At 52.3% G+C, this 15,322-nt stretch carries 15 protein-coding genes and 1 tRNA gene; 12 read left to right on the top strand and 4 right to left on the bottom strand.

Annotated features, from left to right (window positions below; genetic code table 11):
* Positions 1 to 323: 323 nt before the first annotated feature.
* From HOV93_RS20995 to HOV93_RS20980, 4 genes are all read left to right on the top strand, one after another.
* The gene (locus HOV93_RS20995) at positions 324 to 1,190 is read left to right on the top strand and encodes a fumarylacetoacetate hydrolase family protein (protein ID WP_207398511.1); all 867 of its coding nucleotides are present in this window, start codon (positions 324 to 326) and stop codon (positions 1,188 to 1,190) included.
* A 37-nt stretch (positions 1,191 to 1,227) separates the two neighbouring features.
* Complete coding sequence (locus tag HOV93_RS20990; protein ID WP_207398510.1) at positions 1,228 to 2,811, top strand: aldehyde dehydrogenase family protein; 1,584 nt, start codon at positions 1,228 to 1,230, stop codon at positions 2,809 to 2,811.
* Between the two features lie 238 nt (positions 2,812 to 3,049).
* A complete protein-coding gene (gene floA / locus HOV93_RS20985) occupies positions 3,050 to 4,060 on the top strand; it encodes a flotillin-like protein FloA (protein WP_207398509.1) in 1,011 nt (336 codons plus the stop codon).
* 47 nt (positions 4,061 to 4,107) lie between these two features.
* Entirely contained in the window at positions 4,108 to 4,614 is a 507-nt protein-coding gene (locus HOV93_RS20980) for a PH domain-containing protein (RefSeq protein WP_207398508.1), read from the top strand.
* On the opposite strand, the gene HOV93_RS20975 is transcribed toward HOV93_RS20980, so the two are convergent.
* The 4 genes from HOV93_RS20975 to csrA form a co-directional block, all read right to left on the bottom strand.
* Positions 4,587 to 5,207: a pyroglutamyl-peptidase I family protein gene (locus HOV93_RS20975; protein WP_207398507.1), complete on the bottom strand. Its 621-nt coding sequence runs from the start codon at positions 5,205 to 5,207 to the stop codon at positions 4,587 to 4,589. The two genes, HOV93_RS20980 and HOV93_RS20975, sit on opposite strands and share 28 nt — an antisense overlap.
* Positions 5,208 to 5,216: 9 nt before the next feature.
* Positions 5,217 to 6,263 carry a ferrochelatase gene (locus tag HOV93_RS20970; RefSeq protein ID WP_207398506.1) on the bottom strand — a complete coding sequence of 349 codons (1,047 nt, stop codon included), beginning with the start codon at positions 6,261 to 6,263 and terminating at the stop codon, positions 5,217 to 5,219.
* Between the two features lie 202 nt (positions 6,264 to 6,465).
* Positions 6,466 to 6,538, bottom strand: a tRNA-Glu gene (locus HOV93_RS20965).
* Positions 6,539 to 6,729: 191 nt separating this feature from the next.
* Positions 6,730 to 6,942 (bottom strand): carbon storage regulator CsrA, encoded by a 213-nt coding sequence (gene csrA, locus HOV93_RS20960; protein ID WP_207398505.1) that lies wholly within the window; start codon positions 6,940 to 6,942, stop codon positions 6,730 to 6,732.
* Between the two features lie 515 nt (positions 6,943 to 7,457).
* On the opposite strand from csrA, the gene HOV93_RS20955 reads away from it, so the two are divergent.
* The 8 genes from HOV93_RS20955 to nuoL all read left to right on the top strand — a co-directional run bounded on the left by HOV93_RS20955 (position 7,458) and on the right by nuoL (position 15,314).
* Positions 7,458 to 7,994 carry a NuoI/complex I 23 kDa subunit family protein gene (locus tag HOV93_RS20955; protein ID WP_207398504.1) on the top strand — a complete coding sequence of 179 codons (537 nt, stop codon included), beginning with the start codon at positions 7,458 to 7,460 and terminating at the stop codon, positions 7,992 to 7,994.
* 88 nt (positions 7,995 to 8,082) lie between these two features.
* Entirely contained in the window at positions 8,083 to 8,712 is a 630-nt protein-coding gene (locus HOV93_RS20950; RefSeq protein ID WP_207398503.1) for an NADH-quinone oxidoreductase subunit A, read from the top strand.
* A 25-nt stretch (positions 8,713 to 8,737) separates the two neighbouring features.
* Complete coding sequence (locus tag HOV93_RS20945; RefSeq protein WP_207398502.1) at positions 8,738 to 9,268, top strand: NADH-quinone oxidoreductase subunit C; 531 nt, start codon at positions 8,738 to 8,740, stop codon at positions 9,266 to 9,268.
* 19 nt (positions 9,269 to 9,287) lie between these two features.
* The gene (locus tag HOV93_RS20940) at positions 9,288 to 10,493 is read left to right on the top strand and encodes an NADH-quinone oxidoreductase subunit D (RefSeq protein WP_207398501.1); all 1,206 of its coding nucleotides are present in this window, start codon (positions 9,288 to 9,290) and stop codon (positions 10,491 to 10,493) included.
* Positions 10,494 to 10,628: 135 nt separating this feature from the next.
* Positions 10,629 to 11,858: an NADH-quinone oxidoreductase subunit NuoH gene (gene nuoH, locus HOV93_RS20935; protein WP_207398500.1), complete on the top strand. Its 1,230-nt coding sequence runs from the start codon at positions 10,629 to 10,631 to the stop codon at positions 11,856 to 11,858.
* On the top strand, positions 11,855 to 12,577 hold the full coding sequence (locus tag HOV93_RS20930; protein ID WP_207398499.1) for an NADH-quinone oxidoreductase subunit J family protein: 723 nt from the start codon (positions 11,855 to 11,857) through the stop codon (positions 12,575 to 12,577). Before nuoH ends, HOV93_RS20930 begins: the two co-directional genes overlap by 4 nt.
* Positions 12,574 to 12,909, top strand: a complete 336-nt coding sequence (gene nuoK / locus HOV93_RS20925; protein ID WP_207398498.1) for an NADH-quinone oxidoreductase subunit NuoK — start codon at positions 12,574 to 12,576, stop codon at positions 12,907 to 12,909. The genes HOV93_RS20930 and nuoK overlap by 4 nt, the downstream gene beginning before the upstream one ends.
* Positions 12,909 to 15,314, top strand: coding sequence for an NADH-quinone oxidoreductase subunit L (nuoL, locus tag HOV93_RS20920; protein ID WP_207398497.1), 2,406 nt, complete (start codon positions 12,909 to 12,911; stop codon positions 15,312 to 15,314). The genes nuoK and nuoL overlap by 1 nt, the downstream gene beginning before the upstream one ends.
* The last annotated feature ends 8 nt before the right edge of the window (positions 15,315 to 15,322 follow it).

The following is a 15,322-nucleotide window of genomic DNA, read 5'->3' as shown; positions in this document are numbered from 1 at the left end:
GATAACTAGAAGGAGAGGGTGGCCATTGAGTCGCGGACACAACCGTCAAAGCAAACTGCATGCCGCGTACCATAAACCCTTAGGTGGTTACACTTTGGCCACCTGCCGTAGGCACTGACTGTGGCGAGAGTTAGCGATGCTACTAGCCCTGTCTCAATCAGGGAATGCGGTCATTCTGCATTACGAATGCTACGGATGCGCGCCCGCAGTGCTTAATTCCGGGGCAGCCAATTGCTGCTGTACTGCGTCTACATTCGCCCCTTCCCCAGGGTTAGAATATGGCGAAAGAATTCCCCCCCCCATTCATCGAAAGATTAACAGCTATGCGCCTAGCAAAGTTTATTGGAACCCACGGAAGCCCAGCGGTGGGTATGGTGCGCGACAACGAAGTGGTTCAGTTTTCCGGCCAGGATATCACTAGTCTCTTTGAGATCCTCGATGCGGATGATCCTGTGCAAAAGGTCGAGTCATTACTTGCCAACGCGCAAGATACGATCGAACTCGATCAAGTTGTCCTGTTACCCCCCATCGATCAACAGGAAGTTTGGGCGGCTGGCGTGACGTATAAGCGTAGTCAAACGGCGCGAATGGAAGAGTCGGAAGCCGCCGCCGATTGTTACGATCGTGTTTACATGTCGGATCGCCCCGAGCTTTTCTTCAAGGCGACCCCAGGCCGGGTTACCGGAACGGGGCAGACTTTGCGAATTCGTAAAGATTCCAAGTGGAATGTTCCTGAGCCAGAATTTGCGTTGGCCTTGAATTCTCGCGGGCAAATAGTCGGTGTAACGATCGGTAACGACATGAGCAGTCGAGACATCGAAGGAGAGAACCCCCTTTATCTCCCGCAAGCAAAAGTTTATGACCAGTGTTGCGGATTAGGGCCTTGGGTTGTTTTGGCTTCTGAGTATTGGAAGCAACATTCCGAACTTTCCCAGGTTAAAGTGCAGTTGAGTATCGTTCGGGCAGAGAGTGAGGTCTTTCAGGGGGAAACGAGCCTCGATCAATTGGCCCGCCCTTTGGAAGGCCTGGTTGAGTATCTCTTCCGAGATCAGCATTTTCCACGCGGAGCTTTTTTGCTGACGGGAACGGGAATCGTTCCTGACAACGACTTCACTCTTCATCCGCAAGACATCGTGAGTATCCAGATTTCAGGTATCGGCACCCTTACCAGTAAGGTCATTCAAGGGTGACATAGACCGTAATGCATCGGGAAAGGTGATTGGTTTCATGGCGGCAGAACAGGTTCTCATCGGTGGAAAATGGCGAGACGCTGAGCACAACGAAACGTTTCAAGCCGAGAACCCCACACGCAAACAGACGCTGCCGGAACAGTATCCGATTAGCTCCTGGAGTGACGTCGACCAGGCCCTAGCGGCTTCGGCAACCGCATTCCAGGAAATGCGTCAGATGGCGGTAGAAAAACTAGAGCTGTTCCTCAATCGATTTGCCGAACTGCTTGACGATAACAAGCAAGCGATCTGTGAACTGGCCAATTTAGAAAGTGGATTGCCTATATCGCCGCGATTACTTGATGTGGAAATGCCCCGTACCATCAATCAGCTACGCTTGGCTGCCGCAGCGGCGGTTGATGGATCGTGGCGAGCTGCAACGATTGACACCAAGAGTGGTATTCGTTCGTACTTTGCTGGCATTGGTCCGGTAGCAGTCTTCGGCCCGAACAACTTTCCCCTGGCATTCAACGGTGCCGCAGGGGGCGACTTCGCAGCGGCGATCGCAGCCGGAAACCCAGTCATTGTGAAGGCCAATCCGGCTCAGCCAGGGACCACTCGCGAACTGGTTAAGCTCGCACAACAAGCTGCCAATGAGTCGGGGCTTCCGTCGGCTACGGTGCAGTTGATTTACCACATGGCCAACGAAGATGGCTTGAAATTCGTGGCCGATCATCGTCTCGGGGCAATTGGTTTTACCGGCAGCAAGACGGCCGGATTGAAGCTAAAGGAAGCTGCGGACAAGGTCGGCAAGCCGATTTACCTGGAAATGTCTAGCGTGAATCCGGTTGTGATCTTGCCAGGGGCTCTCTCTGAACGGGGTGAAGCGATCGCTACCGAGTTTCAAACCAGCTGTTTGATGGCAGCCGGGCAGTTTTGTACCAATCCGGGTCTTGTCATTTTGTTGGACGATGACCAAACGGCTAAGTTTATAGAAAGCTCTAAGAAGGCCTTCATGCAAGCTCCTAGTGGCACGCTTCTTACCAAAGGTGTTGAGGCTGGGCTTACTCAGAATCTCAAGGTACTGATTGACGCAGGGGCGGACGTCGAGGTGAGCGGTAGTGGCGAGGGCTCTTCTCAGGGTTATACCTGTCCGAACACTTTGCTTTCAACAACCGCAGAGAAATTTCTAGCCACCTCCGAGGTGTTCCAAACCGAGGCCTTTGGAAACTGCTCTTTGATTGTAAAGGCAAAGAACTTGGCGGAAATTTGTGCAGTCATTGATTCGCTTGAAGGTAATCTTACTGGGACCATCTACTCAGATACTGCCGGTGGTGATGACCCAGCCTACGACCAGGTCGCTGACCATTTGCGGCAAAAGGTCGGTCGTTTGATCGATGATAAAATGCCAACCGGTGTTGCGGTCAGTATTGCGATGAATCATGGCGGCCCCTTTCCAGCGACAGGGCATCCGGGCTTTACTTCTGTAGGTATACCCGCTTCGATACATCGATTCGCGGCACTGCAATGTTTCGATAATGTTCGGCCCAATCGTCTCCCCCGGGAGCTTCAAGATGAGAGCCCTAACGGCAAGACTTGGCGACTCATTGATGGGGCCTGGACACAAGACAGCATCGGTTAATCCCGTCAGTGCGATAACGAAGTTGCTGAGAGTGAGACAGCGAATAGAGGACCTCACACGCCCAGGTGTTGCCTGTGTGAGGTTCTTTTAAATAGTGTAAAGAGTGCTGGTCTACGAAAACCGAGTTCGACTTTGGGTGATTGCTGGAGTCGTGCCGGGTGATCCGTTATGATTGCGGACAGCAGAATCGATGATGCTTCCTCCCTTGTGCAACGTCTCTGAGTGAGAACAAACCCCCATGAATAACGCATTGTTGCTGTTGGCCCAAATTGACAACGCAGCTGGAACCATGTGGTACGTCTACGCTTTGGCGACGTTCATGTTGGTCGCCTTGGGCATTGTTATTCTCATTGTCATGCTGAATTACGGCCAGCTCTGGTTTCAGGCATATATGTCAAGTGCCGACGTGTCGCTGTGGAGCTTGGTGGGAATGAGCCTTCGCCAAGTGAATAGCCGACTGATTGTCAAAGCCAAGATTATGGCGAAACAGTCTGGGCTCGATATCGACAGACGCAACGGAATCAGTACGCAGCGTTTGGAGGCCCATTACTTGGCCGGCGGAAATGTCATGCATGTGACTCACGCTATCATTGCGGCACAGCGTGCTGGGATCGACTTAGACTTCGATCGAGCTGCCGCGATCGACTTGGCCGGACGAGATGTGGTTGACGCGGTGAGGACCAGTGTGCTTCCTAAAGTGATTGAATGCCCAGACCCGCGCCGCAGTGGCAAGAACACGCTCAGTGCGATCGCAAGAAATGGTGTTGAACTTCGTGTTCGTGCTAAGGTGACGGTACGAACTTCGCTCGAACAGTTGATTGGTGGTGCGACGGAAGAAACCATTATTGCACGTGTCGGCGAGAGTATTATCTCCGCGATTGGTTCTTCCGAGCATCACACCCACGTGTTAGAAAATCCTGATGTGATTACTCGGGCAGTGCTCTCCCGGGGCCTCGATGCTCATACGGCGTACGAAATTGTTTCCATCGATATCGCTGACATCGACGTTGGTGAGAATGTGGGGGCTCGCTTGCAAAACGATCAAGCCGAAGCTGATACACGTGTGGCTCGCGCCAAAGCGGAGCAGCGCCGAGCTGAAGCGATTGCTTCCGAGCAGGAAAACAAGGCAAAGGTTGCCATGAATCGCGCCAAGCTTGTATTTGCCGAAGCTGAGGTCCCCAAGGCGATGGCCGATGCGTTCCGCAGCGGAAATATGCATGACCAGTCAGAGAACGGTCAGTCGGGTTAGTGCACGATAAACTTTGATTTTACCAACCATCAGGTTGGGCAACGCATATGAAACAAGCCATTGCAGGGCTTACATTAAGTTCGCAGCACGAGTCGACGGCATTAATTGTCTGGCCGTCTGTGTCGGCGACATCTATCGGGCAGTTTCTCGGTCGGCTATACGAGAAAAAGGCTGGCGTTTCGTTTTTCACAGTAGGCAATCTTTTCGTCTTGCTATCCATTCCGATTGCTGTTCCGCTCTACCTTTGGAATGCGCTGCCGGTGGTGGGGACGAGATATCGCATCACAAATCGTCATGTGAACGTCGAGCGTGGAATCCAAGGTGCTATGGAGCGTCAGATCGCTCTGGATGAGTTCGATCAAATCGAAGTGAGGCAGCTTCCTGGTCAGGCTTGGTTTCGATCCGCCGATCTTGTTTTCTTTAAAGGAGGGCAGCAGGTCTTTGCGCTGCCTGGGGTTCCCTATCCTGAATCCTTTCGGGCCGCTTGCAACAAGGCAGCCATGACCTTTCGGGGCTTTCAGGAGATTCACTCGCGGCAGGCAAGTGACGCTTGATTCCCGTCGAGGTGTCCTTCAATCAGGCGTACTAGTCGAGACAGCATTCGTGAACCTCGGCGTATGTCATTTTCTGCATTAGAATCAGCCATGTCGATAAGAGGAACGTGGACGAACAAGCTGCGATCGGAAATATTGCGTTGACGATAGATTTCCGTCGACCAGTAATAGGTTGCATTGCACAGATAGGTCCCTGCGTGAAAGCTTACGGACGAGGGCAGGTTTTGTTGCCTCAAATCCTGGCACCATGAGTCTAGCGGTAGTTGACTCGCAAATGCGGTCGGTCCCAAGGGGCTTAGTGTCGCAATAGGTGTGGCGGGATCACTTTTAAGGTTAATCGCCACCATTTCCAGTTGATATTCATGAATTCGAGGTGACTGTCCCAGGTGCAACGCAAAGTCGAATGGGTCCGCATGCAGATCGTCCAGACGCGGTTCTGCAAGATCGTAGTCGACCGGCAAGATGTCGGTGGTGTACCTAGACCGCTCCGAGCAAGGGTTGTCCTTAGCCCAATGGGTGAGAATCTGCATTGATGCGTTGGTCGGGTAATGCAAGAAGGGCTCGAAAGCTGTGATCAAAATCCGATGTATCATAGCAATAGCCTAGTCAATAGGTTGAGCCGGGGCAGGTCGACGAGGTTCGTATTTGCAGCAATCGATCGGGCAGATATCGTGAGATGGGCCGTACTTGCCGATCGCTTCTTTTTCGGTAGTAATCCCCATCCGTTCTTCGATTAGCTTTCGGATCATGCTGACGAATCCTGGGTGAACACCTGCCGTCTTGGCGCGTGCCATCGGGATGCCAACGTTCTGGGATAGTTTTGCGGCCTCGTCATCCAGATCGTAGATGACTTCCATATGATCGGAAACAAAACCCACCGGAACGACCACAATCTGCTGTGCGGACTTGTGATCGGCGATTTCCTGAATGGTGTCGCATACGTCCGGTTCCAGCCATGGTTGTTGGGGAGGGCCGCTACGGCTTTGGTAAACAAGAGACCACTCTTTGATGCCGACAGCTTCTGAGATCAGGCGAGAGCTCTCCTGCAACTGCTTTTCATAAGCGCAGTTGGCTGCCATTGCGTTGGGAATACTGTGCGCTGTGAACAGCACCCTGCGCTGATCGGAGCCATCTTCGGGGAGCTCGCTGATCGCATCGCTAACACGCTTGGCCATTGTCTGGATGAAGTCGGGGTGGTTGTAGAAGGTCCGGATTTTGTCGACCGACATCTCCTCTTCCAGGCCGAGTTCTTGCAGTGCTCGCTGGATGTCTTCGCGGTATTGGCGGCAACCAGAGTAGGAACTGAAGATGGAAGTGACAAAAACCAGCACCTTGCGGTGTCCGTTATCGAACATCTGCTTCAGCGTATCGGTCAAAAGAGGGTGCCAGTTGCGATTTCCCCAGTAGATCGGAAGCGGAATATTGTGGGACCCAAGTTCTGCTTTGAGGGCTTCGATCAACGATCGATTTTGGTCGTTGATCGGGCTTTTGCCCCCAAAGTGATAGTAGTGCTCGGCTACTTCCAGCATTCGTTCACGCGGAACGTTACGCCCGCGGAGAACGTTTTCTAAAAAGGGAATGACGTCGTCCGGTTTTTCTGGGCCGCCGAAAGAGAGGACGAGCAAGGCATCGTAGGGGTGCTTGGTCATATTGCTTGGCTATTTTTGTGCAGGGCTTTGGATGAAAGAAAGCCTACCCGCAATCGCGGTAGGTCTTCAACTTGCTTATCAAAGATGAATCGGGAAGCGGCCGCCCTGGGAAGGCAATGTTCCACGTTCTTGTCGAGCTGTAGGTAGGGTCCACGGTGTCCACAAAAAAAGCCTTCCGTCGTGAAGACGAAAGGCTTTGAAGTGACCCCTACGGGACTTGAACCCGTGTTACCGGCGTGAAAGGCCGGTGTCCTAGACCACTAGACGAAGGGGCCATTTGTTGAAGGGCTTAAATATACCCAATGGCTTTGGTTGTCTTCAAGGGGGGAAGCCGTAAGGAAGAGAAAAACCTTCCAGGACTAACCGAAAAAGTTTCGAAACACGCAACCGCAGCAGAATACGGTGAGAATTCGCAGATTCAGTTGGCGTTTGTTGTTACAGTGAGAGAGGGGCAATAATCTTGCGACTATTCCGATTCCAAATTTGCCGACGCATCAGTCGCCGACTGTTCGCTCTCATTGCGTTTGATAGCATCATACACTTCGCGGCGGTGTACAGGGACTTCCTTTGGGGCCTCGACCCCTAGGCGAACCTTATCACCGCGAATTTCAACAACGACAATGGTGATGTCGTTATTGATGACAATGCTCTCGTTCTTCTTCCTCGATAATACCAGCATTTTATGCTCTCCACGCAACCGCCAAGGGGGGAATACACTTTCATGATTTTGGCGGCACTGCCTTGTCGAATGCTTGAACCTTCTTGGTGCCTTCGTTAGACTTGAGCAGAAATCAAAAGGTTCGAGACATTTCAACCTAATACAGCGACATCCTCGAAAATCTCCCAAACGCAACAAGAACAGCCTGTTGTGCGCGAGGAAACTCTCACTTCACTCTACGCGCTAAATTAGCCGCGTCAAGCAAGCAAATCGTGGACTTTAGTGAATTCTGGAGCCAGTCGCGAGGAATGTACCGAAAAAACCGGAGCATTTGCCTTGGCTGCCAAGCTTCCCTAAGGTCCCTGGAATTCACGTAGTTTACTCCACTGCTTGGCTATTGGGTTTCACTTTGCCAGTGGGGGAGGAAATGTTAATGTTGGGTCTGTTGCCATTAATATAAACTCAGGTCCTGTAAGGGAAAGCCTCACGGCTTTCAAATGAATCGCAGCCAACGGATATTCGTGCGAAGGGAAGGCATGCTTAGTTGGTGGAAAAATCTGATTCGGGCGATCACAACGGTCATTCAGGGCCTTTGGGTGACGCTTCGCGTTTGGAAGTCAACGTACGATCCAAATCGGAAAACATTTACCGAGCATTTCGAATATCCAGAGATGCCTGTCCAAGTGGCCCCCCGCTATCGAGGGTTTCATCGCTTCGATGTCACTACTTGCATTGGTTGCGATCAGTGTGCCAAGGTTTGTCCGGTCGACTGTATCTATATTGGTAAGGAGCGAGTCGAGAATGGCAAAGGCTTCAAGCTGACGCATTTCACAATCGACTACTCGAAGTGCATGTTCTGTGCTTTGTGCGTCGAACCGTGCCCAGTCGATTGTATCTTCATGGGGGGCACGCTCGACCTAAGTTCTTACAGCCGCGATGGTGCCCTGGTTGACTTTACCCGTTTGCCCATCGACGTTGCCTGGGGCCGAGCGACCTTGAATCCGACGGCCGTGGCTGAATCCAAAGCGGTGCTTAGCCCGGTCCATGGAGGCCCGTCCGAGCAATCCGACTAGTTGCACAGTTGTCGTATGGCCTCTTAAATGATGTCATGTGAACCGCCCAGAGGCGTATCAATGACCATGCTTCAAAGTTATTTCACCGATGAGTTTATCAACAACGATCGTTGCTTACCTGATCCTGTTCACCGTGGCAGGCTTTGGCTTCGTGTTGGTGAACCTCTTGCTGGGAAGCATACTGCGACCGAAAAATCCGCACGCTGAGAAGTTGGAGATTTACGAATGCGGAGAGCCGACGATCGGCTCCAGCTTTGTCCAGTTCGACCTGCGGTTTTATGTGGTCGCATTGCTGTTCATTATTTTCGAAGTAGAAGTCGCCTTTTTCTTTCCATGGGCCGTCGTCTTTGGCAAGTCGACTCAAATCGCCAGGCCGGATACGCCTGCGATTGTGGAAATGGAAGATGGTACCCGCGCGATTGGTCCTGGTTATGCAGGCCTAGTCACGGAACTTGGGTTGCCAGTTGAAGAAGCAGATTTGTTGGCGACAGAGAACGTTGCTGCCACCAATGCCCAGGCAAGGAATGCGGCTTCGAAGTTGGTTTGGACGTGTGTGGCAGACATTATGGTCTTTTTCGCGGTTCTCATGGTTGGGTTCGCATACGTTTGGAAGCGAGGCGATCTCGATTGGGTGCGATCAATGGCCGGGCATTCCCACACGCGAACTAAATCTAAATCAAGCTGGCGCGATTCGACTCAGGTTGTCACGACCACTTGATCGTTTAGGAAAGAACTAAGCAACCATGATCGACGAAGTCTTCGTTCATAAGCTCAAGCAACGTTTCGGTGATAAGATTTCCGGTGTGAATCTTCAAAACGTCGATCCATGGATTGAGGTGGTGCCCGCAAGTGTGGTGGACGTTTGCCGTTATCTGAAGGAAGAGCCCCAGATTGCGTTCGACTATTTGAATTCCATTTGCGTCGTGGACTATTGCGAAACCGACCCGAAGAAAGCGGCCAAAGCAAAGTGGGAACCCCACATTGAGGTCGTTTATCACGTTTCCAGCATTCGCCATAAGACGACTGGCGTGCTGAAAGTGATGCTTCCAAGATGGAAGGATGATGTCGAAGGCCGAATTCCTGAATTGCCGTCGGTGGCCAGCGTTTGGAGAACGGCTGATTGGCACGAGCGTGAAGCATACGATCTGTCAGGTGTTCTGTTTGTCGGACATCAAAATCTACGACGGATCTTGTGCCCAGAAGATTGGGTAGGGCATCCACTTCGCAAAGACTACGAAATGCCGCTCGAGTATCACGGAATCCGTGGGCGATAGTTCGCTGAAAGCCAATTGAATGTCCAACACGAATCATTCCGATATCATTGAACTCGATGTTCGCACCGACGAGATGTTGGTGAACATGGGGCCACAGCATCCTAGTACTCATGGTGTTCTTCGACTCGTTCTGAGAACCGATGGCGAAGTGGTCTCAGAGGTAGTGCCGCATATTGGTTATTTGCATCGCTGTGCGGAGAAGATTGGCGAGAATCTCACGCCCCGGCAGTTCGTTCCTTATACCGACCGGATGGATTATCTGGCCGGTATGAATATGAACCTCGGTTGGTCGTTGGCTGTCGAAAAATTATTGAACTACGATCTGCCTGAGAAGGTGCGGCATACTCGCGTGATAATTGCGGAGTTGAACCGTATTGCCAGCCACCTGGTGGGCATGGGGACCTACGGGCTTGATCTCGGCACCTTCAGTCCGTTTCTCTATGCGTTTCGCGAGCGAGAAAAGATTCTCGACCTTCTCGAATGGGTATGTGGCGCGCGGCTGACCTACAGCTATATCACCCCGGGGGGGGTTACGGCCGATTTGCCGTCCGACTGGATCGATAAGTGTCGCCAGTTTCTGGACCAGTTCGAGCCCCAAATTCCAGACTATCACACTTTGCTGACAACCAATGCAATTTTTATCAAGCGAACTGCCGGTATTGGGATCATGTCGGCTGATATGGCAATTGCCTATGGTTGCTCGGGACCGGTACTACGGGGTTCAGGCGTCGATCATGATCTTCGGCGTGACGGTGAGCCACGTTATAGATCGATGTACAAGGGATACGACTTCGAGGTGATCGTTGAAAAAAATGGCAGCTATCCGAATGATCAGGTTTATCCTGCCGTGCCGGAAGAAGCCATACTGGGCGATTGTTGGCATCGGTTTTACGTGCGAATGCTAGAGGTAATCCAAGCGATCAAGTTGATTCGCCAAGGGATGGACTTCTATCAGGAGGCCAGTGGCGACTGGGGAACGCCCATTAAGTTGTCAGCCAAGTTGCCCCAAGGTGAGACCTATCTAGAAACGGAGTGTCCTCGCGGGCAGATGGGGTTCTATGTCGTCTCCGATGGCGGCGACTCGATACCTCGTCGGGCCAGGGCTCGCAGCAGTTGTTTTAGCAATCTTTCAGTCGTAGAAGAGCTTTGTCGTGGCGGATTGATCGCCGATATCCCGGCGATCGTTGGTTCGCTTGATATTGTCATGGGAGAAATCGATCGCTGATTCGCCGACGGCTTTGCGAGAACGTTGGAGATTAACGACTGAGTAGTTTTCGCCGGGAGCCTGGCCCGGTATCATGAGGATCCGGGAAAAGACAGTGTTTTGCCCGGTTTTTATACGCACAAGGAAAGCGCGCACGTGGGAGAGTTCTTCGCAGGTTGGTTTCCTGCAGGATGGGAATTCCTGGGGTACACGGTCGCCGCGCTGATTCAAGCATTCTTGCTGGTCAATGTGATCGCTCTGGGGGCGTTTGTTTTCATCTGGGCCGAACGGAAAGTATCTGGCCGTATTCAAGATCGCCTGGGGCCAACTCGCACCGGTGGAGCATTCGGATGGCTTCAATCGTTGGCCGACGGAATTAAGCTTCTCTCCAAAGAAGACTTGATGCCTAAGGATGCCGATCCCATTCTTTTCAAAATTGCTCCTTACGTGGCATTCGCTGCCAGCTTTGCGGCGTTTATGGCCCTCCCCTTCGCTTCTGGTTGGGTGGCGTTGCATCTGAATATTGGATTGTTTTTCCTGATTGCTGTCTTAGGGTTGGAAGTCTTTGGCGTGATCTTGGCCGGCTACTCGTCAGGGTCGAAGTGGTCTTTATTCGGTGCGATGCGGCAAGCGGCTCAGGTAGTCAGTTATGAAGTCCCGCTGGGTATCTGTGTAATCGTTCCGGTGATGATATGCGGAACCATGGACCTGGTTGCCATTGGCGATCAACAGCGGGGCTTGTTTACCAATTGGCTCATCTTCCACGATCCCTTTGTCTTCATCGTATTTTGGGTTTACTTTACCTGCGCGGTTGCCAGTGTGAATCGAGCTCCTTTCGATTTGGCCGAAGCAGAAAGTGAACTTGTCGCCGGGTTTCTTACCGAGTACTCCGGTATGCGGTGGAGTCTGTTCTTCATGGCCGAGTATGGTTCGATGATCTTGGTATCGGCTTTGGCAGCGATTTTGTTCTTTGGCGGATGGAATGGTCCGATCCCGATATTCAGCGCGCTCATGGATTGGTTTCCCGACTATTTAGGGAACTGCTGGTGGTTCAGTTCGATAGCCAACATCTTCGGTGTGATTTGCTTATTGATCAAAGCTTCGCTTGGTGTGATCGGGATGATGTGGGTGCGTTGGACTTTTCCCCGTCTGCGTGTCGATCAGGTAATCACAATGTGTCTGAAGTACTGCGTTCCGATTTCGGCGGTCTGCTTGTTGGGCGTTATGTTCTGGACTGCGTTGGGCGTTCCCTTCTTCAATGATCTGTTGCCAGCCCAAGAGCGTGCGCTCGTACGCGAGGGTTGGTTTAAGACGGGTGAGAAACAAGCCGAGGCTTTGCTGCAGTCGCTTTCGTCGTCTACCGACAAGACAGGAGACGTCGAATGACTCCCCTTCTTGCAGCCACTGGTGAAGCGGCCATCAACTGGCACACGGTGATGTTTTATGTCATTTCCCTGTGTGCTTGCGGCTTTGCCGTTATCGTCGCGATGACGAACAACATCGTGCGGATGGCGTTTGCATTGATCGTCAGCTTGGCCGCAACCAGCGGATTGCTGTTTCTGGCCGGAGCGTATTTTGTCGGAGCAATACAGTTGATGATCTACGTGGGTGGCACGGTCGTGCTGCTGATATTCGGCGTTATGCTCACGGCACAAAAAGCGTTTGTCACCATGCAGACCAAGGCCAGCGACTGGATACTTGGTCTCTTGGTTGGCGGCACCTTGCTGGCCGTTTTGGTGCAACTGGTGTTTCTTATTCCGCAGTGGCAAAGCTCGGATTATCAATCCAACATGGATGCTGAGTTAATCGCTTTCGCAAAAGAACTCACGAGCCAGCAGGCTCGCGGAGATGAGATTACCGAAGAACAGCGACGCAAGCTAGAGCTTATGGCTGCAAAGGCCAGCGAAGGGATGCCGCAGCGAACCGGAGAGATTGGTTTGGCCCTGCTGGGTGTGAGGGCTGACAAGATCGAAAACGAGGAAACAGGGTTAGCGGGTTATCTTCTTCCCTTTGAAATCATTTCGGTACATTTGTTGGTCGTGTTAGTCGGGGCCGCGTTCCTGGCCAGAGCCAAGCGACATCATCACGGAGACGACCAGCGATGAGCTTTTTAAGCGAACCTGTCGGATTATCTCACTTTCTAGCGGTCGGAGCATTTCTGTTTGTGACCGGGGTGGTCTGTATGGCGACCAAGCGGAATGCCCTGGGCATCTTGATGGGAATTGAGTTGGTGCTCAATGGATCCATTGTCAATTTCGTAGGATTTGCGAGTCCTTACTTTCGTGAAGAGAACTTGGGTCTCGACGGGCATATGATCGCGTTGTTTGTCATCGTGTTGGCGGCGGCGGAAGCTGCGGTCGCATTGGCGATCGCCCTGAATTTTTACAACAACCATGCGACAATCGATGTCGATCGTGCGGATGAACTAAAAGGTTGATGGACGTTTTTCTGCCATACCTTCCGAGCTTGCTAACGGCCGCGGTCTTGATACCGTTGGTGTCGTTTTGCGTGATCCTACTGGCAGCCACACGTCTTGGTAGGCGTGGAAAACCGGCAGCGTGGATAGCAACAAGTGCTATTTTGACTTCGACCGTTTTGTCGTTCTTCGTGGCAGTGATTTGGTTTGCCGCTCATGAAATACCTGTACCCCATTCGGTGAGTGACCCGCATCATGCGACGGAGCATTATGCCCCACCGATCATCACAGGCAGTGGCTATACCCTGGCAAGTTTCGCTGGGGCTGACGTTGGCATTAATTACTACATCGACGCACTGACGATCCTCATGTTCTGCATGGTGACATTCATTGCCACGTGCATTCATTTCTATTCCATGGGCTACATGCACGACGAATTGCATGAAGTCGTCGACAATGAAGCGCTGCTTGCTGACGGAGAATCGCTACGTCGACCTGGCCGATACGCTCGTTTTTTTCAGGCTCTTTCTCTATTCTGCTTTAGCATGCTGGGGCTGGTGATTTCTGGGAACTTCCTAATGACGTTTGTCTTTTGGGAGTTGGTCGGGCTCTGTTCCTGGTTTTTGATCGGTTTTTACGTCGAACGCCAATCGGCGTCTTTCGCTGCCAACAAGGCATTCATTGTCAATCGAGTCGGTGACTTTGGAATGCTTGTCGGGCTGATGGCCTTATGGGCGAGTATGGGAACGCTCAATTTCGGTGATATCTCTGGTTCGAGTAGAGGCGTCTTTTCGCAGACGCGGAGCGAAGAAAGCCACTACGCGCTAAAGGTGCCAGATGGGATGGTCCGCTTGGCGGCTGCGGATCGAATTGACGAGATGGCGCTGGCTTCTGTTGAGCCACTAAGCCAAGAGCAATTGGCCGCGAAAGTTGATGCGGCGATTGATATGTGGCGCGACGGGACAACCGGTGGAGACAACACGAAATATGGATATATGCTGTTGATGGTCGCCGGCCTGGGGATCTTCTGCGGGTGCGTTGGCAAGAGTGCCCAGTTCCCGCTGCACGTCTGGCTGCCCGATGCGATGGAAGGTCCAACGCCTGTGTCGGCTCTAGTGCATTCGGCCACGATGGTTGCAGCAGGTGTGTTCTTAGTAGCCCGGTCGTATCCAATCTTCCTCCCGGAAGTGCTGCTGGTGATTGCTTGCTTGGGGTGCGCGACGTTGTTGATTGGGGCAACAATCGCCCTAGTCGCGACCGACATTAAACGTGTGTTGGCGTATTCGACGGTAAGTCAGCTGGGCTTCATGATGTTGGCTCTTGGTGTGGGGGGCTGGGCCGCAGGCGTGATGCACTTAATAACCCATGCATGTTTCAAGAGCTTGCTGTTCTTGTGCTCAGGTTCGGTGATCCATGCGGTGCATACCAACGAAATGCCTCAGATGGGCGGGCTCATTCGCAAAATGCCGTGGACCGGTTTCACGATGCTCGTAGGCTGCCTGGCGATCTCTGGCATCGGCATTCCGTCCATCTTCGGGCTGCCGATTGGATTAAGTGGTTACTACTCGAAAGATGCTATCCTGGAACAGGTGTTTTCGTTTCGCAATTTCAATCCGGTTTGGGGAACGGTTTTCTTCTCTGCTGCTTGCGGTGGAGCATGCCTGACGGCGTTTTACATGTTCCGAATGTGGTACCTGACGTTTCTCGGTGAGCCACGTTCCGCCCAAAAGCACGGACACGCCCATGAGTCGCCAAGAGTGATGATCGTGCCGCTGGTGTTGCTATCGATTCTGGCTGTTGTTGTTGCCTGGCCGATCTACGGTTGGGCTGGTCTGCCGACGCTCTCTAGTACGATTGAACAGGCTCGGCCGGCAGGAATTTGGCAAGATATATCTGGTAGTCATTGGAGTGTCATATTGCCGGAAGAATCGAAGGGGCACGTTGCCGCAGTTAAGGGGCCAGTTGGGCTGCTGGCATTCGGAGCGGCAATCAGCGGTATCTTGTTGGCGTCGGTGTTTTATCTATGGAGAACCTTGGATCCAGCGGATGTGCGGCGTTCGTTCGATCCGTTGTATCGCGTTCTCGCTAATAAATGGTACTTCGACGAGATTTATCAGGCCGTATTTGTTCGCGGCACGCTGGCAGTTGCGACTTGTGTCGCTATGTTTGATCGACTGGTGATCGACCGACTTGTTAATAGCATGGTGTGGCTGGCGGTTCGCTTGGCCAACCTTTCTGACTATTGGATCGATCACCGAGGTGTTGACGGTTTCGTGAACTGGTTCTCGTGGCAGACTTATCGATTGGGCAACAGTTTGCGAACGCTGCAAACAGGTAGTTTACGACAGTATGTGATGCTGATTGTCGTCAGTACCGTCGCGTTGTTTTTGATCCTTAGCTTTTGGACCTATTCCTTGGCTCGGTAATGGCGAAG

It is taken from the genome of Bremerella alba, from assembly GCF_013618625.1.
Lineage (GTDB): Bacteria > Planctomycetota > Planctomycetia > Pirellulales > Pirellulaceae > Bremerella > Bremerella alba.
Note: the sequence above shows the minus strand (reverse complement) of the source record. Positions and strands in the feature narration are given on the sequence as shown.

Bases quoted from the DNA above. Each gene is read 5' to 3' on its own strand.
- HOV93_RS20995 (WP_207398511.1), top strand. From the start codon at position 324: ATGCGCCTAGCAAAGTTTATTGGAACCCACGGAAGCCCAGCGGTGGGT.
- HOV93_RS20990 (WP_207398510.1), top strand. From the start codon at position 1,228: ATGGCGGCAGAACAGGTTCTCATCGGTGGAAAATGGCGAGACGCTGAG.
- floA (WP_207398509.1), top strand. From the start codon at position 3,050: ATGAATAACGCATTGTTGCTGTTGGCCCAAATTGACAACGCAGCTGGA.
- HOV93_RS20980 (WP_207398508.1), top strand. From the start codon at position 4,108: ATGAAACAAGCCATTGCAGGGCTTACATTAAGTTCGCAGCACGAGTCG.
- HOV93_RS20975 (WP_207398507.1), bottom strand. From the start codon at position 5,207: ATGATACATCGGATTTTGATCACAGCTTTCGAGCCCTTCTTGCATTAC.
- HOV93_RS20970 (WP_207398506.1), bottom strand. From the start codon at position 6,263: ATGACCAAGCACCCCTACGATGCCTTGCTCGTCCTCTCTTTCGGCGGC.
- csrA (WP_207398505.1), bottom strand. From the start codon at position 6,942: ATGCTGGTATTATCGAGGAAGAAGAACGAGAGCATTGTCATCAATAAC.
- HOV93_RS20955 (WP_207398504.1), top strand. From the start codon at position 7,458: ATGCTTAGTTGGTGGAAAAATCTGATTCGGGCGATCACAACGGTCATT.
- HOV93_RS20950 (WP_207398503.1), top strand. From the start codon at position 8,083: ATGAGTTTATCAACAACGATCGTTGCTTACCTGATCCTGTTCACCGTG.
- HOV93_RS20945 (WP_207398502.1), top strand. From the start codon at position 8,738: ATGATCGACGAAGTCTTCGTTCATAAGCTCAAGCAACGTTTCGGTGAT.
- HOV93_RS20940 (WP_207398501.1), top strand. From the start codon at position 9,288: ATGTCCAACACGAATCATTCCGATATCATTGAACTCGATGTTCGCACC.
- HOV93_RS20930 (WP_207398499.1), top strand. From the start codon at position 11,855: ATGACTCCCCTTCTTGCAGCCACTGGTGAAGCGGCCATCAACTGGCAC.
- nuoK (WP_207398498.1), top strand. From the start codon at position 12,574: ATGAGCTTTTTAAGCGAACCTGTCGGATTATCTCACTTTCTAGCGGTC.
- nuoL (WP_207398497.1), top strand. From the start codon at position 12,909: ATGGACGTTTTTCTGCCATACCTTCCGAGCTTGCTAACGGCCGCGGTC.